The sequence below is a fragment of the Cupriavidus sp. GW823-FHT06D04 genome (genome assembly GCF_058795055.1).
Genome location: NZ_JBXAHL010000002.1, coordinates 382,578 through 402,587 on the forward strand (window position 1 = coordinate 382,578; position 20,010 = coordinate 402,587).

Genomic DNA, 20,010 nt, shown 5'->3' on the forward strand with positions numbered 1-20,010 from the left:
AAGATCAAGTCCACGCGTGATCAATGGATACTCGGGCCGCCACAGGCGTCATACCAGTGAGAAGCTCGCCACATAAGGTCTGGCGGCGGTGTGTGTGCGCAAGCGCGCCACCATGGCCCCGGCCGGGTGATGCATGAGCGGAAGTGATCTGAAATAATTGGAGCCGACCATGAAGGTTTTGGTACGTGGACTGAAAGCAGGGCTGGACGCTGCGGCGCTGCGCGAGGCGCTGGCGCGGTATGCGAAGATCCGTTCGGTGGAACTGGTGGAAGCGGGCGACCCGAAGCACCCGTGGGCGTGGGTCGATATCGATGCCAGTGCGCTGACGGTGTGGAAGCTGGTGGCGCGGCTGGACCGGCGCTATATCGCCGGCTGCCACCTGCGCTGGCATGTGCCGGCGTACCGCGAGCGCTGAAGCGCCGGCACGGCATCGGCCCGTATCGCAAGGACAATCAGGAAAGAACAATGATCAAGTGGCTTCAACGCGCAGGCTGCCTGCCAGCGCATGCCGTCGTGCCGCAGGCTCCGGCCGCGGCCAGCGACCAGGGCCGGCATGACCTGGCCTTCGACACCATCAGCAATGCGCGCGACCTTGGCGGCCTGGCCGGCGCGGGCGGACGCCGCGTGCGCCAGGGGCGCCTGTACCGCAGCGGCAACCCCGCGCTGGCCAGCGCGGCGGACCTGGAGCGGCTGCAGACGCTCGGGCTCGACATGGTGGTGGATTTCCGTTCGCCCGGCGAGAAGTCGCCCGAAGAGGCCGCCTTCGGCCAGCGCTTCCACTGGGTGGCGGCGCCGGTGCTGGAGGGCAGCATGGCGATGGACGTGCTGATGCCGCGCCTGCGCGCCAGCACGCCGGCACAGATGGATGCCTTCATGCTGGAGGTCTATGGCGACTTCCCGGTGCGCTACCGCGAGGCCTTCGCCGGCTTCATGCGCACCGCGCAGGACGGCAAGACGCTGCTGTTCCACTGCACCGCCGGCAAGGACCGCACGGGCTTTGCCGCCCTGCTGTTGCTGGCGGCGCTGGGCGTGGCGCAGGACGATATCCTGGCTAACTACCTGGAGTCGAACCAGCGCAATGCGCAGTTCAACCAGACTGCGCTGGCGCGCATGGCCGAGCTTGGCGTGGCTCCCGCGGTGATGACGCCGCTGCTGGAAGTCCGCGCCAGCTACCTCGATGCGTCGATGCAGGCCATCGATGCAGGCTGGGGCAGTGTCGACAACTACCTGCGCGACGCGCTCGAAGTGGACGTCGCGCAGCTGCGCGGGCACTACCTGGCAGGCTGACTCAAAGCTGCCCGCATTCGCGCAGGATGCGGGCAGTGTTCAGCGCAATCATTCCTTCTTCATCGGTCGGCAGCACCAGCACCGGCACGCGGCTGTCGTCCCGGCTGATGCGCTGGCTGTTCTCGCCGTTGGCGCCACCGTCGAGCGCGATGCCGAACAGGCCCGCCAGGTGTTCGCAGATGCGTGCGCGCACCGGCGGCGAGTTGGTGCCGATGCCCGCGGTGAACACCAGCGCGTCAAGGCCGCCCAGCGTGGGGGCGAGCTTGCCGATCTCCTGCGCGGCGCGGTAGGTGTAGAAGTCCACCGCCAGCCGCGCGCGCGGTGCATCGCTGGCCAGCAGCGCGCGCATGTCGCTGCTCACGCCTGACAGTCCCTTCAGCCCGGATTCCTGGTACAGCATCGCCTGGATCTCGGCCGGCTTCATGCCCTGCTGCGCCAGCCACAGCAGCGCGCCGGGATCGACCGAGCCGCAGCGCGTGCCCATGGGCAGGCCGTCGAGCGCAGTCAGGCCCATGGTGCTTTCCACGCTGCGGCCGTCGCGCATGGCGCACAGGCTGGCGCCGTTGCCCAGGTGCGCCACGATCACGCGGCCCTCGGCCAGGTCGGGCGCGACCTGGCGCAGCCGGCGCGCGATGTACTCGTACGACAACCCGTGGAAGCCATAGCGCCGGATGCCGCGCTCGTAGTACGCGTAGGGCAGCGCCATCAGCTGCGCCAGCACGTCGTGGCCAGCATGGAAGGCGGTGTCGAAGCAGGCCACCTGCAGCAGGTCCGGCACGGCCTCGCGCACCGCGCGGATGGCAGTCAGGTTGTGCGGCTGGTGCAGCGGCGCCAGCGGCACCAGCGCCTCCAGCTTTGCGATCACCTCGTCGTCGATGCGCACGGCCTGCGCATAGTCGGCGCCGCCATGCACCACGCGATGGCCGATCGCCACCGGCGGGTTGTCGCGCAGGCCCACGCTCAGCACCAGGCGCACCAGGCGGAAGGCGGCGTCGTGGTCGGCCACCTGGGCCTGCGGGAAGGTCTCTTCGGCGACCACGCGCCCGTCGGCCATGCGCGCGGTCAGGCGCGGCGCCACGCCGATGCCCTCGATCTGGCCGTGCGCGCTCAACACCGGGTTGATGTCGGCATTGCCATGCGCGGCGTCGGGCACGGCGTAGACCGATACCTTGACGCTGGACGAGCCGGCGTTGACAACTAGGATGATGGGATGCACGGCAGGATGGATGGCGGTCACGCTGGATGGACTCCCAAGTGGTTGCGCAAGGGCCGCACGGGCACGGCTCAGACCTGCGCCGCGGCTGCGGCGTTGCGGCGTGCGTGCGCCAGCAGCACGGCAATGGCGCAGCTGCCGATGCGCGCGCGCACGCTGTCGGCCCGGCTGGTGAGGATGATGGGCACGCGCGCGCCCAGCACGATGCCGGCGGCTTCGGCGCCCGCCAGGAAGGTCAGCTGCTTGGCCAGCATATTGCCGGCTTCCAGGTCCGGCACCAGCAGGATGTCGGGGTCGCCGGCCACGTCCGAGTCGATGCCCTTGGTGATGGCGGCTTCGCGGCTGATGGCGTTGTCGAAGGCGAGCGGGCCGTCCAGCATGCCGCCGGTGATCTGGCCGCGCCGTGCCATGGTGCACAGCGCCGCGGCGTCGATGGTGGAGGGGATCTTGTCGGTGACGGTTTCCACTGCCGACAGGATCGCCACCTTGGGCTGCTCGATGCCCAGCATGCGCACCAGGTCGATGGCATTGCGGCAGATATCTGCCTTCTCGTTGAGCGTGGGGAAGATGTTGACCGCTGCATCGGTGATGAACAGCGGCTTGTGGTAGCGCGGCACGCTCATGGCGAATACATGCGACAGGCGCCGCCCGGTGCGCAGGCCACTGGCCGAGGCGGTGACCGCATGCAGCAACTCGTCGGTGTGCAGGCTGCCCTTCATCAGCAGCTCGGCCTCGCCGGCCCGCACGCCTTCGACCGCGCGCTCGGCCGAGGCATGGCTGTGCGCGGTGTCGATGATCCGGGTGTCGCCCAGCGCAAGTCCATGCTCGGCGGCGACCTGCCGGATGCGCGCGGCGGGCCCGACCAGGATCGGTACGATCAGGCCCAGCTTCGCGGCCTCGAGCGCGCCGCTCAGCGATGAGACATCGCACGGGTGCGCCACCGCGGTGGGGATGGGCGGCAGCCCAGCGCAGCGCGCGAGCAGCGCGGTGTACTTGTCCGGCGCCTCGGCGGCGGGCGCGGCAAGTCCGGACATGGCAGACGTGGCAGTCGAGGCAGCGGTCATGGCGATGTTCCGAGAGCGGATGCTGGGCAAGGATACTGGTCCGGCGCGGTGGCGTCGAGGGATGGCCGTCGGTCTCGCACCGGGTGCTCCGCGCACCGCCTTGCTGCAGTGCGCAAGCGCACTGCGCCAGTATAGGCGACGAATTTGTCGGGTTGATGACCGATGGATGCTGCGCGCGGCGAGGCTTTGGGGGGTGCCGGTCAGCGGGTTGCACGGCATCGCCGCGGCTGCTAGGCTTGTTTTTGCTGCAATGCAACAAGCGTCACTCCAGTGGCGCTGACAGTGCGCCAGCGCCCGGCAGCGGCGCCAATCAGGGGAAAGTGGAATGACCGCACGCATACCCGCCAGGCCGCCGCAAGGCAGTTCCGGCCCATCACCCTCCACCACGCAGGTCCCAGAAGCAGCCAATCCGTTCGCGGCGCTCGGCCAGCCGGCGTTGGAATACTTCACCGACGCCTGGCAGCGCACCGTGCTGCTGTTCGACATCCTGCGCGAGCGCGGCAACGAGACCGCCGAGCATGAGCGCGAGGGCATGCCGCCTGTGCTCGTGTTCGAGCAGGAACTGCTGGCCGACGGCCGCGAACTGCCCGAGCCCGTCAACTACGCGCTGCTGCGCATCGTGCCGCCGGCCAACAGCCCGACCGACCCTGCCAAGCGCCCCTTCGTGGTGATTGACCCGCGCGCGGGCCACGGCCCCGGCATCGGTGGCTTCAAGGCCGACAGCGAGATCGGTATCGCGCTGCGCACCGGGCATCCGTGCTATTTCGTCACCTTCTTCCAGGAGCCCTGCCCGGGGCAGACGATCGAATCGGTGGCGCGCGCCGAGGCCGACTTCCTCAAGATCGTCGGCGAGCGGCACCCGGACGCACCCGGCAAGCCCTTCGTCATCGGCAACTGCCAGGCCGGCTGGGCACTGATGATCCTGGCCGCGGTCGCGCCCGAGCGCACCGGGCCGCTGCTGGTGGCCGGCGCACCGCTGGCGTACTGGTCGGGCGTGCGCGGGCGCAACCCGATGCGCTACAGCGGCGGGCTGCTGGGCGGCTCGTTTCTGGCCTCGCTGACCGCCGACATGGGCAATGGCCGCTTCGACGGTGCCTGGCTCGTGCAGAACTTCGAGCAGCTCAATCCGGCCAACACGCTGTGGAAGAAGCTCTACGACGTCTACGCCAAGGCGGACACGGAAGGCCCGCGCTTCCTGGAGTTCGAGCGCTGGTGGGGCGGCCACTTCCTGATGAACCGCGCGGAGATCGACTGGATTGTGCAGAACCTGTTCGTCGGCAACCGGCTGACCGCGGGCGAGGTGCGCAGCAGCGACGGCAAGACCGTGGTGGACCTGCGCAACATCCGTTCGCCGGTGGTCGTCTTCGCGTCCTGGGGGGACAACATCACGCCGCCGCAGCAGGCGCTGAACTGGATCCCGGACCTGTACCCCACCGATGAGGAACTGGTCGCCAACGACCAAGTGATCGTCTACTGCCTGCACGAGACCGTGGGGCACCTGGGCATCTTTGTTTCCGCCGGCGTCGCCAACCGCGAACACAGCGAACTGTTCTGCGCGCTGGACCTGATCGATGTGCTGCCGCCGGGCCTGTACGAGGCCAAGATCGAGGACGTGGCGCCTGACCTGCCACACCGGGACCTGATCGAAGGGCGCTACCTGGTGCGCTTCGAGCGCCGCAGCGTCAACGACATCCTGGCGCTGGACGACGGCCGCGAGGACGAACGCCCGTTCGAGGTGGTGCGGCGCGTGGCCGAGATCAACCAGCACATGTACGACACCTTCGTCTCGCCATGGGTGCGCGCGATGTCCAATGAACTGGGCGCGCAGTGGATGCGCACGCTGCACCCGGCGCGGCTGGAGCGCTCGCTGGCGACCGACATGAATCCGTGGATGGCGTGGATCGGCGCGATGGCGCCGATGGTGCGCGCGCATCGCGCGCCGGTGGCGCCGGACAATCCGTTCCTGACCATGGAGAAGGCCGCGTCGGCGCAGATCGTCAGCGCGCTCGACCAGTATCGTGATGTACGCGACGCGTGGTACGAGCGGACCTTCGAGGCAATCTACGGTTCGCCGGCGATGGCGGCGCTGGTGGGCATGAGCGGGCAGTTGCCACCGGCCAACGTGGAGTCGCCCGTCACCGTGGCGTTGCGCAAGGAACTGGCGCAGCGGCGCCTGCACGATGCCGAGGCGGCGATCGGGCAGGGCGGCACACTGGAGGCCTTTGTGCGCGTGCTGGCCTACGTGGCCGATCGCCCCAGCGCCATCGAGGAGCGGCCGTTCAACCTGCTGCGCCGCATTGCGCGCGAACAGCAGCAAGCCACCGAGCAATCCGGCGGCCAGGCCGACCTGGCCGCCTTCAAGACCGCAGTGCGCCAGCAGAGCTTTATCGTCAGGCTGGATCCGCAGCGCGCGATCCGGGCGCTGCCGGCCCTGGTGCCGGACCGCGAGACCCGCCGCAAGCTGATGGTGGCGGCGCATCGCGTGATGACGGTCGGCGGCCCGCTGTCAGGCGAGCGGCTGGGGCGCTATCGCGAAGTCGCCGAAGTAATGGGCACGGGTCATCCGCCCGAGGCTGCCGACGCAGTTGCGCCGGTGGACGCGGCCGATACCGCGTCTGCCCTCAGCCATGCTGGGAACGGCAAGCCGCAGGCCGCGCGCACCACCGGCAAGCGCAAGGCCGCGCCGCGCGCCACGCGGCCGCGCAGCTGAGGCTTGCGCACCGCATCGGGTTTGGTCCAACAGGAGCCGCCATGGTCAACGTATCCAATCCGCCGCTTGCCGGCGCCCGTGTGCTGGTGGCCGGCGTGGCCAATGCCGATTCGATTGCGTGGGGCTGTGCCAGGGCGTTCCATGAACTGGGCGCACAGGTCGCCATGACCTACCTGAACGACAAGGCTTACCCGCACGTGGCGCCGCTGGCCGAAGCCATTCAGGCGCCCATCCTGATGCCGCTGGACGTGGAAGACGCGCAGCAGATGACGGCGCTCTTTGCGCGTATCGAGAGCGTGTGGGGCGGTCTCGATTCGATAGTCCATTCGATTGCGTTCGCGCCCAAGGCCGACCTGCAGGGCGGCCTGCTCAATTCGTCGGCAGAGGGGTTTGGGCGCGCCATGGACATCTCATGCCACTCCTTCGTGCGCATGGCGCGCCTGGCCGTGCCGCTGATGCCGCAGGGCGGCACGCTGTTCGCGATGAGCTATGAGGGCGCCAACCGCGTCGTGCCCAACTATGACCTGATGGGCCCGGTCAAGGCGGCGCTGGAAGCCAGCTGCCGCTACTTGGCGCACGAGCTGGGGCCGCTGGGTATCCGCGTCCACGCGATCTCGCCCGGGCCGCTGAAGACGCGCGCGGCCTCGGGCCTGAAGGACTTCGACCTGCTGCTGGCCGACGCCGCCGGGCGCGCGCCGCTGGGCGAGGTGGTCGACATCATGGACGTGGGCTTTGCCACTGCCTACCTGGCCACGCCGTATGCGCGGCGCATCTCGGGCAACACAGTCTATGTGGATGGTGGCGTGCACATCATGGCCTAGTGTCCTGCGCTGGACCGATCCGCAATTCGGATTACCATAGCCGCGTCTCGAACTCCATTGCGGTGCCGGCCACCGGCACCCGACATCCATGCTTGAACTCCAGGGAGCCATCTGGTTCCGCTCCGGCTCACAAGACTGGGGCGGCAAGGACCGCATCGCGCTGCTCGCCGCCATCGGCGAACACGGCTCGATCACCGCGGCCGCGCGCGCGGTCGGCATCAGCTACAAGGCCGCGTGGGACGCCATCGATGCCATGAACAACAGCGCGGGCGAGCCGCTGGTGGTGCGCGCCGCCGGCGGCAAGGGCGGCGGCGGCACGCACCTGACCGCGCGCGGCGAGCAACTGATCCGCACCTATCGTGCGCTGGAAGACGAACACCAGCGCTTTGTCGCGCAGCTGTCGCGCCTGGGCGAGGGGGCGGCCGACGATATCCACCTGATGAGGCGAATGATGATCAAGACCAGTGCACGCAACAAGCTGTTCGGGCGCGTGGCCAGTGTGCGCGGCGGCGCGGTCAATGACGAGGTCGTGCTGGCACTGCCCGGCGGGCAGCAGATCGTGGCCACCATCACGCATGAAAGCGTCGAAACGCTGGCGTTGGCCGAGGGCACCGAGGCGTTTGCGCTGATCAAGGCATCGTCGGTGCTGGTGGGGCTGCCCGATCCGGGGATGCGGCTGTCGGCGCGCAACCAGTTGCCGGGGGTGGTGTCGCGCGTGATGCCTGGCGCGGTGAACGCCGAAGTGGTGATCGAACTCGACGGCGGCGGTACGGTTGCGGCGATCGTGACCAATGGGAGTGTGGAAGCGCTGGGGCTGGAAGTGGGGGTGGCTGCGGTGGCGGTGTTCAAGGCGTCAAGTGTAATCCTGGGTGTAGTGGCGTGAGGTAGTCCTGCGGCAGGAATGGGAAGATGGGCGGGCATCGGCTGCCCCCGGCGTGCAATAATAGCCACCCAAAAAAACAGCCGTTCCACAACAAATGCACGCCGCTCTCGCCGGCTTCTCCCTCGGTCTTTCCCTGATTCTTGCCATCGGTTCCCAGAATGCTTTCGTGCTGCGACAAGGGTTGCGGCGCGAGCATGTGTTCTGGGTCTGCCTGGTGTGCGCGCTTTCCGATGCGCTGCTGATCCTGCTGGGTGTTTCCGGCTTTGCCGTGATGATCCGCGAGCTGCCCTGGCTGGGTGCGGCGATGCGCTATGGCGGCGCGGCTTTCCTGATCTGGTATGGCGCACGCAGCTTCCTGGCCGCGTGGCGCTCGAACGCGGTGCTGGATCCCAGCGACGCCGCGCCGCGGCCGCTTGGAGCCACGCTGGCGGTGTGCCTGGCGTTCACCTGGCTCAATCCGCATGTGTATCTCGATACGGTGATGCTGATCGGTTCGGTGTCGACGCAGTTCGCAGGGAACGCGCGCGAGTTCGCCGCGGGTGCCATGACCGCGTCGTTCCTGTTCTTCTTTTCGCTGGGCTATGGCGCGGCGCTGCTGCGGCCGGTGTTTGCGCGGCCGCGCGCGTGGCAGGTGCTGGAAGTGGTGATCGGCATCACCATGTGGGTGATTGCCGCGCGGCTGCTGCTGGGCTGAGCGCAGGAGAGAGACGCATGCCAAGAAACATCGAGATCAAGGCTCGCATTGACAGTATAGAAGCCTTGCTGCCGCATGCGGCAGCACTGGCCGACAGCGGTCCCGAATACATCCGCCAGGACGATACCTTCTTCCCCTGCGCCAACGGCCGGCTCAAGCTGCGCGAGTTCGCCCCCGACCGCGGCGAGCTGATCTTCTATGCGCGTGCCGACGAGGCGGGGCCGAAGGAGAGCTTCTACATCCTGTCGCCGACGCAATCGCCGGATACCTTGCGCGCGGCGCTGGCCGCGGCGCATGGCGAGGGCGGGCGGGTGCGCAAGCTGCGCACGCTGTACCTGGCTGGCCGCACGCGCGTGCACCTGGACCGGGTCGAGGCGCTGGGCGATTTCCTGGAACTGGAAGTGGTGCTGGCCGACGGCGAGCGCCTGGAGGACGGCGTGGCCGAAGCCCACGCATTGCTGGCGCGGCTGGGCATTCCCGCGTCGAACCTGATTGAAGGCGCCTACGTCGACCTGCTGCGCTCGGCTCAGGCCACCCGCGCCGACACCGGCGCGTAGACCGGCGGATGGTGGCGGCTGGTGCCGCTGCCGAAGATGCGGCCCTCGCGGATTTCCAGCACGTGGTCGCCCAGCGCCTCGACATCGGCGGGATCGTGTGAGATCACCAGCATCGGCACATCCAGGCTGGCCTGCAGCGTGCGCAACTCCGCGCGCATGCGCGCGCGCAGCGCGGGGTCCAGCGCGGAGAAGGGTTCGTCCAGCAAGACGATGTCGGGCTGCGCCACCAGCGCGCGCGCCAGTGCCACGCGCTGCTTCTGGCCACCGGAGATCTCGGCCGGGTAGTTGCCGACGATGTCGGCCAGGCCGAAGGCGTCGATCCAGCGCTGCGCTTCCGGATGCACGGCGCCGCGGCGCGGGTTGCGCCAGCCGCGCGACAGGCCGAAGCCGATGTTCTGGCCCACGTTCAGGTGCGGGAACAGCGCGTATTCCTGGAACAGGTAGGCCACACGGCGCTCTTGCGGGCGCACGTCGATACCGGCGTCGGCATCGAACAGCGTGCGGCCGTTCAGCACGATGCGGCCGCTGTCTGGCGCGAGCAGGCCGGCGATGGCGCGCAGCGTCAGGCTCTTGCCGGCGCCCGAGGGCCCGAACAACGCAATGCGCCGGCTGGCCGAATCGAAATCGATATCCAGTGCAAAGTGGCGGTCGGCCGAGACCATCTGCTTGCGGATGCTGACGTGCATGCTCATGGCGACTCGGCTTAGCGGATGCGCGGGCGCAGGCGCCGGCGTTCATAGAGTTCAGCGGGGTTGCGCGTGGCGGCCGGCACAAGGCGCCCGGCGACCACCAGCAGCAGCACGCAGGTGACGGAGGTCACCAATACCAGCAGGTTGGCGGTGTTGTCGTCGCCGGCCTGTACCGCCTCATAGATGGCGACTGACAGCGTCTGCGTGCGTCCGGGCAGGTTGCCGGCGATCATCAGCGTGGCGCCGAACTCGCCCAGTGCGCGGGCAAAGGCCAACAGCACGCCGGCGATGATGCCGCGCGCGGCCAGCGGCAGCGTGACGCGGAAGAAGATGCCGGCTTCTGGCACGCCCAGCACGCGGGCGGCGTTTTCCAGCTGATGATCCACGCCTTCAAAGGCGGCGCGCGCGGACTTGAGCACCAGCGGGAAGGCGACGATGGTGGAGGCCAGCACTGCGCCCTGCCAGGTAAAGACCAGTTCGATGCCCAGGCGCGCCAGCCACTCGCCGAATACGCCACGGCGCCCGACCAGCACCAGCAGGTAGTAGCCCAGCACCGTGGGCGGCAGCACCAGCGGCAGCGTCAGCACCGCATCGACCACGTCGCGCAGGGGCGAGCGCCAGCGCGCTAGCGCCCAGGCCGCGCCGACGCCGAGCACGGCATTCAGCGCGGTGGCCCAGCCGGCCACCTTCAGCGACAGCAGCAGCGGTACCCAGACGGCGTCCATGGTGCGCGCAACGCTCCGTCAGGGCTTCTGGAAGCCGAATCGCGACAGGACCGCCTGGCCTTCCGGCGAGGCGACGTAGTCGACGAACTGCGCCGCTTCCTTCTGCTGGCGCGTCAGGCTGGTGATGGCGATGGGGTAGGTCACCGGCGTGCGGCTTGGCACGCGCACGGCCACCTTGACCTTATCCGGCATCACCGCGGCATCGGTGGCAAAGACGAAGCCGGCCTCGACCTCGCCGCGCGCGACGTAGTCCAGGCTCTGGCGCACGTTCTGCGCCGGCACGCCCTTGGCGGCGACGGCGTCCCACAGCCCGGCCGCTTCCAGCGCGCCGCGGGTGTAGCGGCCCACCGGCACCGAGGCCGGGTTGCCGTAGGCGATGCGCTTCACTTCCGGGCGCGTCAGGTCCTGCAGCGAGGCGATGGCCAGCTTGCTGTCCGCGGGTACGATCAGCACCACCTGGTTGGCGGCGAAGTTGCGGCGCGAGGCCGGCGCGATCACCTTCTCGGCCTCGGCCTTGTTCATCGCTTCCTGGTCGGCCGAGGCGAACACGTCGGCCGGCGCGCCCTTGATGATCTGCTGCGTCAGCACGTCGGACGCGCCGAAGTTCAGCACCACGTGCGTGCCAGGATGGGCGCGCTCGAACGACTCGGCCAGCGACTTGAAGGCGTTGGTCAGGCTGGATGCCGCGGACACCACCAGGTCGGCGGCAAAGGCGGGCGGCGCGGCCAGCGCCAGCGTGGCGACGGAGGCGGCCAGCAGGAACCCGCGGCGGCAGGAACGGAGGGCAGACATCGGAATCCTCGGGATTCGGCCAGCCGGCGTGTGCGGCAAGGCCTGTGCGGGTGGGCTGTCAGGCGCAATATACGTCTGTATATAGCGCTGCGTCAATGATGTGCCATGACGGCCGTCATGGGTATTCGAAGTGGTATAAGTGCTGTATCAGGGACTGCGAATGAGCCCCAGGGGTGGGGGCCGGCGCCCCCGGGCGCCAGCCGTGCCGGTTTCACGCCGGCGGCATGCCTTCCTTGAACAATGACTTCAACTGGGTGCGCAACTCAGGGGTGTCCTGATGCTGGTGCACCGCTACCGCGTGCTGGACCGCGGCTTCGAGCAGTTCGTCTTCGCTGTCGGCGCTCATTGCCACCGTGCAGTGGGTGTCGCTCGGGAACTCGCGGCAATCGATAAACTTGCGTGCCATGATGCCTCCTGACGCCGGCCCGCAGAGTGGGCTGGGGCCGGTGCATCCAGTATAGGCACGCGGGTAGCCTTCTACAGCACTGGCGTCAGTACCCTGCCGTCAGCCAGGAACGCATCCAGGTTCTGCAGCGTCAGCGCGGTCATCGCGGCGCGCGTTTCATGCGTGCCGCTGGCCATGTGCGGCGCCAGCACGACATTGTCCAGCGCCAGCAGCGCGGGCGGCACGTTGGGCTCGTCCTGGAACACATCCAGGCCGGCGCCGCCCAGGCGCCCGTCAACCAGCGCCGCGACAATTGCCGCCTCGTCGATCACGCTGCCGCGCGACACATTGACCAGGATGCCCCTGGGGCCGAGGGCGTCGATGACCTCGCGCGATACCAGCCCGGCCGTCGACGGCCCGCCGATGGTGGCCACCACCAGGAAGTCGGCCCACGTCGCCAGCGCCTTCAGGTCAGGCTCGAAGCGCCACGGCGCGCCCTCGCGCAGGCGGCGGTTGTTGTACGCGATCTCCATGTCGAAGCCCTGCGCGCGGCGCGCGACGATCTCGCCGATGCGGCCCAGCCCCAGGATGCCGAGCTTCTTGCCCGACACGCGCGTGGTCAGCGGGAAGCCGCCCTGCGGCCAGCGCCCGGCGCGCACGAAGCGGTCGCCATGGGCGATGCCACGCGCCGCATCCAGCAGCAGCCCGAAGGCCAGGTCGGCAACACAGTCGTTGAGCACGTCGGGCGTGTTGCTGACCTGGATGCCGCGCGCGCGGGCCGCGTCCAGCGCGATCGCGTCATAGCCGACGCCGAAGCTGACGATGGCTTCCAGGCGCGGCAGCGCATCGATCAGCGCCACGCTGCAGCCGTGGCGCGCCGAGGTCACCACCACGCGCACCTGCTGGCCCTCGCTGCGCGCCCACGCGATCGGATCGGCCTGCTGCCACAGCGCGGCGGCGCCGTATTGTTGCTGCAGGGTGGCGTTGGTCTGCGGCGCGAGCGGGCCGACCTGGAGGATCTGGGGAGCAGGCATGGGATGCGGGATGCAAGGAGGGGACGGGCAATGGTAGCGCAAGGGTCCCCCATGCGCAGGAAGCGGGCAAATCGTGCGCGCGCAAGTTGTGCGATGTTCGTGCAGGCCGGTGGTATCGCGCCCGCGGGCGGCGGGTTATGCTGCGATCCTGATCCCTGTTGCACTACTTCACGTGCCATGAAAACCATCTACCTGGCTGGCTTCGATGTCTTTCGCAAGGATGCGCGCGCCTGGGGCGAGCACCTCAAGGCGCTATGCGCAGCGCATGGCTTCAGTGGCCTGTATCCACTCGACAAATCCGCGCCCGAAGGCCTGTCGGGTGCCGACACCGCGCGCTGGATCTATGACGCCAATCTCGCGCTGCTGCGGCGCGCCGACATGGTGATGGCCAACCTTGACGATTTCCGCGGACCGGGCGAGCCGGATTCCGGCACGGCGTTCGAGGTGGGCTTTGCGGTGGCGCTGCAGAAGCCGGTCTGGGCCTACAGCGCGGACGCGGGAACGCTGCGCGCGCGCGTCACCGTGGCCACCGACGAGGATGGCACGCCGCTGGATGCGCGCGGCTTCGTGGTGGAGGATTTCGGGCTGGGCAAGAACCTGATGCTGGCGTGTGCGGCGAAGCTGGTGCACGGTGGTGCGGCCGAGTGCCTGGCGGCGATGGCCGAGGCGATTCACCGGCGCGCCGCTGAAGCCGCCGCGCGCCGCGAGCGCGACACCGCGGTGTGGGGCGACGACTAGAGCCTGTGAACAGGCCCTTCTATGAGGGCGAGGATGTCAAGCTCCTCGGGGATTGAATTTCCATAGACATGACTGGCGCGATGCTTTCTCCTTGCAAGCCTCGAATCTTCGTGGGCTGACACGGCTTGAAACCGAGGTCGGGGTTACGTAAGGCCGGGGAAACAGCCCCGGTCTACCTTCTATCCGTGCCCGGCGCAAGGCCGGGTCACCACATACCGCATGCGCGAAGCGCATGCGGGCCGGGCCGACTGGGGGCCGGCGCACCGGCGCTGGCTGAGCACGTATGCGTTCGACAGCGCGTGGCAGCAACTGGCGTTCGAGGAGCATCGGCGCACGATCGAGGACCGTCTCGCGCAATGCGCCCGGCTGGAGGCCGCGTTGCGCGAGGCGGTCGTCAACTGGCACTTCTATCCGGCCGTGCTCGGCCTGCAAACGATGCGCGGCGTGCAATTCACCACAGCAGTTGGCATGCTCGCGGAGTTGGGCGATCTCTCGCGCTTTGAGCATCCGCGCCAATTGATGGCATGGCTGGGGGTGACACCATCCGAACACTCCTCCGGCGATAGGCGCCGTCAGGGCAGCATCACCAAGACCGGCAACAGCTATGCAAGGAAGCTGCTCGTGGAGGCCGCCTGGAGCTACCGGCATCCGGCACGCGTAAGTCCCGACATTCAACGTCGGCACGAAGGCATCCCGAAGGCTATCATCGATCGCGCCTGGGACGCGCAGGTCCGGCTATGCCGGCGCTATCGCAAGCTGGCCGCGCGAGGCAAAAACGCGAACATCGCGGTAGTCGCGACGGCTCGCGAGCTGGCCGGCTTCATCTGGGACATCAGCCGGCTGTCCATGTCGTTGGCCGTATCGGAAGAGGCGCCCGCCGTGTAACACAGCGCTTCGTCAACCACCCCGCAACCCACTGGAAGAGTTTCCTGAAGGCGGCGTAGCCCGGGCATCCGAGTAACCCGCGAAGATACTACGCAAGGAATGTCATCCGATTTGCGACCATAGGTAGCGGCAGGCTCGTTGGACGGACCTCTGTAATGCGGTAGCCAACCCGCGAATATCAGTGTGATCCACCGTCGAGAATTACTGCTACGTCGCCCTCAGGAAATTCAGATCAAATGCACTGACCAGAAACCGAACCAATCCGATTGACAACGGAGTATCTAGGGCCGCAGCGACTGCACCCCGGCCGCGATATCGGCCGCCGTGCTGGCGACGATCTCGCGGTACGCCGCCACGACGCCATCGACCGCGCCGGGCGCCGGCAGCTCTGCCTGGGTGCGGCCGCTGACCACCTTGCCGTCCGGCAGCCGCCGCACGGTCCAGTTGATGGTGGCGCCGGCACGCTGGCCCACGTCGGCATCCAGGCGCAGCACTTCCGTGGTGATCCGGTACAGCGGCTGCACGTCCGACATCCCCTGCTGATAGGTGTCGACCGCGCCCAGCGTGGCCTGCAGGCGTTGCGACAACGCGTCGCGCAGCTCGTCGGGCAGCGGCGCGGACCAGCGCGCCAGGTCCAGCAGGCGCAGGCCGGCCTCGCCGCCATCGCGCACCACCAGTTGCGGGCGGTTGAGCCGCTCCGGCACGCGCACCGGCGCGACTTCCAGCCATAGCGTGTTGGTCGATGCCGGTGTCGTCGTGGCCGGCAGCGGCGCGACCGCGCCCTGCGCCAGCGTGTAGTAGCGCGGCTCGGGCGAGGCGCACCCGGCCAGCACGGCCGCGACCAGCGCGCCGGCGAGGAGGCTGGTGAGAGTAAGGCGCTTCATCATTCTTGCTCCGGCTTGCCGCGCAGCAGCGCTTCAGGGTGGCGTTCGAGGTAATCGGTCAGCGTGCGCAGCGACGTGGCGGTGCGCGTCAGCTCCTGCAGCATGCGGCGCGTGTCCTGCTGCAGCGGCGCGTCCGAGGCCAGCGTGCCGTTGGCCGCGGTCAGCGTCTTGCGCGCGTCCTGCAGCGCGGCCAGCACCTGTGGTGCAACGTCGCCGTTGAGCTGCTGCACCAGCTTGTCGGCGGTTGCCAGCGTCTTGTTCAGGCTAGCCACCGTGCTGCGCAGGTCCTGGCCGATCTGATCGAATGGCACCTTGTCGATGCGGTTGACGATGTCGCCGACCTGCGCCTGTATCTGATCGAAGGTGCCTGGGGTAGTGGCGAACTCAGGAATCGGAGCGTCCAGGTCGACCTTGGCCGGCGGCGCCTTCGGGAAGAAGTCGAGCGCCACGTAGAGCTGGCCGGTGAGCAGGTTGCCGGTGCGCAGCTGCGCGCGCATGCCACGCTGCAGCAGCCCCTGGATGATCTTGCGCGCGCGCTCGCGGTCTTCGACATCGCGTTCGCGGAAGCCCATGCGCGACGGGTACAGCTCCACCACCACGGGCATGCGGAACGCCTTCTTGTCGCGCTGGTATTCGATGCCGATCGAACGCACCTGGCCCACGATCACGCCGCGGAAGTCCACCGGTGCACCCGGCGACAGCCCGCGCACGGACTGGTCGAAATTGAGCACCGCCAGCGTGGGCGCCAGTTCCTCCGGCTCCTTCATCGCCTCGGCCTGGTCGTTGGCCAGTAGGAACTGCGTGTTCTCGGCCGCGGCGTCGGTGGCGGTGGTGTGGTCCGGCGCCTGGAAGGCGACGCCGCCCAGCAGCACCGTCACCAGCGACTGCGTCGACAGCTTGAGCCCGCCGGCATCGAGCTTCAGGTCGACGCCGCTGGCATGCCAGAAGCGCGTGTCGGCGGTGACCAGCTTGTCATAGGGTTTGTTGACGAACACGCGCAGCGTGAGGTCGCGCCCGTTGGGGTCAAGCTGGTAGGCCACCACCTGGCCCACCAGCACGCGCCGGTAGTAGACCGGCGAGCCGATGTCGAGCGAGCCCAGCTCGGAGGCGCGCAGCACGAACTGCTTGCCGGAGGCATCGGTGGTGACCGCCGGCGGCACTTCCAGCCCCTTGAAGTCGCGCGCGGAGTCCTGCGACTTGCCCGCATCCACGCCGATATAGGCGCCCGACAGCAGCGTCTCCAGCCCGGACACGCCGCTGGCCGCAAAGCGCGGGCGCACCACCCAGAAGCGGGTGTCGGCCACGGCGAAGTTCTCGGCGTCCTTGGTCAGGTCGATCGACGCCACCACGTGCGAGCGGTCGCGCGCAAGCCGCACCGACTTGACCAGCCCGATGTCGACGTCCTTGTAGCGCACCGCCGTCTTGCCGGGCGTCAGGCCTTCGGCGGTGCGGAAGGTGACGGTGATCTCCGGCCCGCGCGAGGTCAGCGTATGTACCAGCAGCGAGATGCCGACCACCGCGGCTACGATCGGGATTAGCCACACCAGCGAGGGCAGCCAGCGCGCGCGGCGCCGGCGTTCGGGCCGCGGCAGGCCCGGCGGTGCCGGCGGGGGCGAACCCGCGGGCGTGGTGGCTTGGTTGTCAGTGTCGGGCATTGTCGTCTTCCAGCGAATCCCACAGCAGGCGCGGATCGAAGCTGAGCGAGGCCAGCATGGTCATGACCACGACCGCGCCGAAGGCCATGGCGCCGCCGCCGGGGATGATGGTGGCCAGCGCCCCGGCCCGCACCAGCGAGGCCAGCAGCGCCACCACGAAAATATCGAGCATCGACCAGCGGCCGATCACCTCTACCAGCCCGTACAGCCGGGTCTGCTGCCGGATCCGCCAGGTCGAGCGGAAATGCACGGACAGCAGCAGGAAGGTGAGGATCACCATCTTCAGCAGCGGCACGATGATGCTGGCGATCAGCACCAGCCCGGCGAGCATGTGCGAGCCGGACAGCCACAGGTAGATCACGCCGGACAGGATGGTGTCCTGCTGCGTGCCGAGGATGGACTGAGTCACCATCACCGGCAGCACATTGGCCGGAATATAGAGGATAAAGGCGGCGAGCAGGAAGGCCCAGGTACGCGCCAGGCTGTCGGGCTTGCGATGGTGCAGGGTGGCGCCGCAGCGCGGGCAGGGCTCGCCCTCCAGTGTGCGCGGGCTGACCAGGTCACAGGCGTGGCACGACAGCAGGCCCAGCCGGCTGGCGGTCGGGACCTGCGGCAGCGGGTTGCGCTCGTCGTCGTCGGTGAGTTCGGCCACCACCTCGCGCGCCAGCTGGCGCGGGCGGGCCAGGCGGCCGCCCGGCTGGCGGGGACGCTGCGTCGGCCGTTGCGTCTGGTCTGTCATCGGCCTTCCTCGCCCGCGGCCGTGGCATTGTCATCGGGTGTTTCCAGATGGCGCCACAGGTCGCGCGGATCGAACGACAGCATCGCCGCCAGCACGATCACCAGCGCAGCGAACGACCACAGCGCGACGCCGGGCAGCACGCGCGCCATGCTGGACAGCTTCACCAGCGTCACCAGCACGCCGATCATGAAGACTTCGATCATGCCCCAGGGCCGGGTCTGGCGGATGCCGCGCACGATGCGGTCGAAGCCTGCGGGCATGCGGTGCTGCGCCATCGGCACCAGCAGGTAGGCCATCATCAGCATTTCAGCCAGCGGGAACAGGATGGTGGTGGCGAACACCAGTGCCGCCACCAGCCCCATCTTGTCGGTGTACAGGGCCTGCACGGCGCCCAGCAGCGTGGTCTGGGTGCGGACCCCCTGCAGGTCCATCTCGACGATCGGGTAGGCGTTGGAGACCAGGAACAGGATCAGCGCGGTGATCACCAGCGGCAGCAGCCGTTGATACTGGCGGCGGCTTTCGCGGTAGAGCTCGCCGCCGCAGCGCAGGCACAGCGCGCGCTCGCCGGGCGAGATCGGCGTGCGTTCGTAGACCGCGTCACAGTATTCGCACGCCACCAGCCGGTGCAGCATGGCCGGCGACAGGTCGGGGGTGGCGGGCGCGCCGGGCGCGTCGTGTCCTGCCATCAGCCGGGGTGCTTGCCGGTCGAGGCCGGCGGGACGTCGGGGTTGTCGACCACGGCCGGCGCCGGCGGCGGGGCCGCCACTGCCTCGCCCTGCTTCAGGTCCTGCTTTAGCTCTGCCTGCGAGCCGATGGTCCAGTCGCGCAGCAGCGCATAGGCCACGGCCAGCAGCGTCGGGCCGATGAACACGCCCAGGAAGCCGAACGCCAGCGCGCCGCCGAGTACCCCCAGCATGATCCAGATCAGCGGCATGCCGGTGCCCTTGCTGATCAGCAGCGGCTTGACGATGTTGTCAGCCATGCTGACCACGCCCACGCCCCATATCACCAGGAAGACGGCCCAGCCGGTGGCGCCGGTGTGGTACAGCCACAGCGCGGCCGGCAGCCACACCAGCGGCGGGCCGACCGGGATCACCGACAGGAAGAAGGTCACGAAGCCCAGGATGGCCGCGCCCGGCACGCCCGCAATCCACAGGCCGACGCCGGCCAGCACCGCCTGGATGAAGGCGGTGCCCAGCACGCCGTAGACCACACCCTTGACGGTGCTGCCGGCCAGCTCCAGCAGGTGGTCGGCGCGCTCGCCGGCGATGCGGTGCATGCCCGCGCGCAGCCAGGCAATGGCGAACTCGCCGCCGGTGTAGAAGAAGAACGCCAGGATGATGGACAGCGCCAGCTGGCCCAGCCCGGCGCCGATCGACAGCCCGGCGCCCAGCACCACGTGGCCAACCGGGGCGATCAGCTTGCGCAGGTTGGCGACCATCTCGGAATCGGCATTGATGACGCTGTTCCAGGAATTCTGCAGGTAGGAGCCGACATAGGGCAGGCTGCTCAGCCAGGCGGGTAACTGCGGGATGCCGTGTTCCATATAGCGGTCGACCAGCGCGGACAGCTCGTCCAGGTGCGCCGAGAAGCTGGCGCCGGCGTAGACGAACGGACCCAGCACCACCACGGTGGCGAGCAGCACGCAGATCAGCGCCGCCAGGCTGCGCCGGTTGCCCAGCCAGCGCGACAGTACCGTGTAGGGGTACCACGAGCTGAAGGCCAGGATCGCGCCCCACAGCAGCGCGGTGGTGAACGGCGCCAGCACCAGCAGTGAGCCGCCGATCAGCACGATCAGCGCGAAGACGGCTGCGATTTTCTCAATTAACTGGCCTGAACTCATGGATGGCTCTCCCTTGGACCCGCCGGTGTGACGGGAACGGCGTAAATATAGCTTACGTTGGGTGGGGCGATGCGGAAGGGGGAAGGTGGGTTAGTCGTCACTATGGCGGTGGGCCGCTGGGTGCGGCGTGTTCCCCCTGATGGGGGCACAGTGCCATAGGTTTGTGAAGGTGGATAGCGGGTGGGGTGTTTGGCTTTTCGACAGGGGGCGGTATGTGGCGCTTGGTGGGCGTGGGCTGTTTCGCCGGCGTAGCCGGGAGTCACTTCTTGTCCGAGTGACAAAAAGTAACCAAAAAACGCGTCGCCTATGCGGCTGGCAATCAATTCCACGGCGCTGGTGGTTCGAGCGGTGGTGCTTGCCGTTTGGGCGTGAGTGCCCGTTCGACCCTGCTACGCCATGTGAGTGTGGGGCA

Annotated in this window: 20 protein-coding genes and 1 pseudogene; 9 read left to right on the top strand and 12 right to left on the bottom strand. The window is 68.5% G+C overall.

All coding sequences use genetic code 11. The features are described from left to right. The first annotated feature begins 169 nt into the window (after positions 1 to 169). The gene (locus tag AC1Q7H_RS05485; protein ID WP_013955706.1) at positions 170 to 415 is read left to right on the top strand and encodes a hypothetical protein; all 246 of its coding nucleotides are present in this window, start codon (positions 170 to 172) and stop codon (positions 413 to 415) included. Positions 416 to 465: 50 nt separating this feature from the next. Beyond that, positions 466 to 1,287 carry a tyrosine-protein phosphatase gene (locus AC1Q7H_RS05490; protein WP_492379755.1) on the top strand — a complete coding sequence of 274 codons (822 nt, stop codon included), beginning with the start codon at positions 466 to 468 and terminating at the stop codon, positions 1,285 to 1,287. A gap of 1 nt (position 1,288) precedes the next feature. Here the strand turns inward: AC1Q7H_RS05490 and AC1Q7H_RS05495 are convergent, their stop codons facing one another. Further along, positions 1,289 to 2,524 (bottom strand): acetate/propionate family kinase, encoded by a 1,236-nt coding sequence (locus tag AC1Q7H_RS05495; protein WP_211980763.1) that lies wholly within the window; start codon positions 2,522 to 2,524, stop codon positions 1,289 to 1,291. A gap of 47 nt (positions 2,525 to 2,571) precedes the next feature. After that, complete coding sequence (locus tag AC1Q7H_RS05500; protein ID WP_492381045.1) at positions 2,572 to 3,534, bottom strand: phosphate acetyltransferase; 963 nt, start codon at positions 3,532 to 3,534, stop codon at positions 2,572 to 2,574. 355 nt (positions 3,535 to 3,889) lie between these two features. On the opposite strand from AC1Q7H_RS05500, the gene AC1Q7H_RS05505 reads away from it, so the two are divergent. The 5 genes from AC1Q7H_RS05505 (at position 3,890) to AC1Q7H_RS05525 (ending at position 9,229) form a co-directional block, all read left to right on the top strand. After that, positions 3,890 to 6,274, top strand: coding sequence for a DUF3141 domain-containing protein (locus AC1Q7H_RS05505; RefSeq protein ID WP_211980765.1), 2,385 nt, complete (start codon positions 3,890 to 3,892; stop codon positions 6,272 to 6,274). 41 nt (positions 6,275 to 6,315) lie between these two features. Continuing rightward, positions 6,316 to 7,095, top strand: a complete 780-nt coding sequence (gene fabI / locus AC1Q7H_RS05510) for an enoyl-ACP reductase FabI (protein WP_013955711.1) — start codon at positions 6,316 to 6,318, stop codon at positions 7,093 to 7,095. A gap of 88 nt (positions 7,096 to 7,183) precedes the next feature. Continuing rightward, positions 7,184 to 7,978: a TOBE domain-containing protein gene (locus AC1Q7H_RS05515; protein ID WP_013955712.1), complete on the top strand. Its 795-nt coding sequence runs from the start codon at positions 7,184 to 7,186 to the stop codon at positions 7,976 to 7,978. Between the two features lie 94 nt (positions 7,979 to 8,072). Continuing rightward, on the top strand, positions 8,073 to 8,672 hold the full coding sequence (locus tag AC1Q7H_RS05520; protein ID WP_013955713.1) for a LysE/ArgO family amino acid transporter: 600 nt from the start codon (positions 8,073 to 8,075) through the stop codon (positions 8,670 to 8,672). Positions 8,673 to 8,689: 17 nt separating this feature from the next. After that, positions 8,690 to 9,229 (top strand): class IV adenylate cyclase, encoded by a 540-nt coding sequence (locus AC1Q7H_RS05525; RefSeq protein ID WP_013955714.1) that lies wholly within the window; start codon positions 8,690 to 8,692, stop codon positions 9,227 to 9,229. Here the strand turns inward: AC1Q7H_RS05525 and AC1Q7H_RS05530 are convergent. The 5 genes from AC1Q7H_RS05530 to AC1Q7H_RS05550 form a co-directional block, all read right to left on the bottom strand. Further along, positions 9,199 to 9,921 (bottom strand): ATP-binding cassette domain-containing protein, encoded by a 723-nt coding sequence (locus AC1Q7H_RS05530; protein WP_035821992.1) that lies wholly within the window; start codon positions 9,919 to 9,921, stop codon positions 9,199 to 9,201. The genes AC1Q7H_RS05525 and AC1Q7H_RS05530 overlap by 31 nt on opposite strands. A gap of 11 nt (positions 9,922 to 9,932) precedes the next feature. Next, positions 9,933 to 10,643: a molybdate ABC transporter permease subunit gene (gene modB, locus AC1Q7H_RS05535; RefSeq protein ID WP_013955716.1), complete on the bottom strand. Its 711-nt coding sequence runs from the start codon at positions 10,641 to 10,643 to the stop codon at positions 9,933 to 9,935. An 18-nt stretch (positions 10,644 to 10,661) separates the two neighbouring features. Then, positions 10,662 to 11,435, bottom strand: a complete 774-nt coding sequence (gene modA, locus AC1Q7H_RS05540; protein ID WP_211980766.1) for a molybdate ABC transporter substrate-binding protein — start codon at positions 11,433 to 11,435, stop codon at positions 10,662 to 10,664. Positions 11,436 to 11,646: 211 nt separating this feature from the next. Continuing rightward, positions 11,647 to 11,841, bottom strand: a complete 195-nt coding sequence (locus AC1Q7H_RS05545) for a DUF1059 domain-containing protein (protein WP_013955718.1) — start codon at positions 11,839 to 11,841, stop codon at positions 11,647 to 11,649. Positions 11,842 to 11,912: 71 nt separating this feature from the next. Next, positions 11,913 to 12,854: a 2-hydroxyacid dehydrogenase gene (locus AC1Q7H_RS05550; protein WP_492381029.1), complete on the bottom strand. Its 942-nt coding sequence runs from the start codon at positions 12,852 to 12,854 to the stop codon at positions 11,913 to 11,915. Positions 12,855 to 13,031: 177 nt separating this feature from the next. Between AC1Q7H_RS05550 and AC1Q7H_RS05555 the strand changes: the two genes are divergently transcribed. Together AC1Q7H_RS05555 and AC1Q7H_RS05560 are read left to right on the top strand one after the other, a co-directional pair. Next, entirely contained in the window at positions 13,032 to 13,592 is a 561-nt protein-coding gene (locus AC1Q7H_RS05555; protein WP_193351047.1) for a nucleoside 2-deoxyribosyltransferase, read from the top strand. A gap of 231 nt (positions 13,593 to 13,823) precedes the next feature. Then, positions 13,824 to 14,477, top strand: a pseudogene (locus AC1Q7H_RS05560) (IS110 family RNA-guided transposase); the annotation flags it as partial. A gap of 281 nt (positions 14,478 to 14,758) precedes the next feature. On the opposite strand, the gene AC1Q7H_RS05565 reads toward AC1Q7H_RS05560, so the two are convergent. The 5 genes from AC1Q7H_RS05565 to AC1Q7H_RS05585 are packed head-to-tail and all read right to left on the bottom strand — an operon-like array spanning position 14,759 to position 19,598. After that, entirely contained in the window at positions 14,759 to 15,364 is a 606-nt protein-coding gene (locus tag AC1Q7H_RS05565) for a PqiC family protein (protein ID WP_211980768.1), read from the bottom strand. After that, complete coding sequence (locus tag AC1Q7H_RS05570; RefSeq protein ID WP_492381030.1) at positions 15,361 to 17,016, bottom strand: PqiB family protein; 1,656 nt, start codon at positions 17,014 to 17,016, stop codon at positions 15,361 to 15,363. Before AC1Q7H_RS05570 ends, AC1Q7H_RS05565 begins: the two co-directional genes overlap by 4 nt. Continuing rightward, on the bottom strand, positions 17,003 to 17,755 hold the full coding sequence (locus tag AC1Q7H_RS05575; RefSeq protein WP_013955724.1) for a paraquat-inducible protein A: 753 nt from the start codon (positions 17,753 to 17,755) through the stop codon (positions 17,003 to 17,005). The genes AC1Q7H_RS05570 and AC1Q7H_RS05575 overlap by 14 nt, the downstream gene beginning before the upstream one ends. Further along, a complete protein-coding gene (locus tag AC1Q7H_RS05580) occupies positions 17,752 to 18,441 on the bottom strand; it encodes a paraquat-inducible protein A (protein WP_153956884.1) in 690 nt (229 codons plus the stop codon). The genes AC1Q7H_RS05575 and AC1Q7H_RS05580 overlap by 4 nt, the downstream gene beginning before the upstream one ends. Beyond that, positions 18,441 to 19,598: an AI-2E family transporter gene (locus AC1Q7H_RS05585; protein ID WP_013955726.1), complete on the bottom strand. Its 1,158-nt coding sequence runs from the start codon at positions 19,596 to 19,598 to the stop codon at positions 18,441 to 18,443. Before AC1Q7H_RS05585 ends, AC1Q7H_RS05580 begins: the two co-directional genes overlap by 1 nt. Between the last annotated feature and the right edge of the window lie 412 nt (positions 19,599 to 20,010).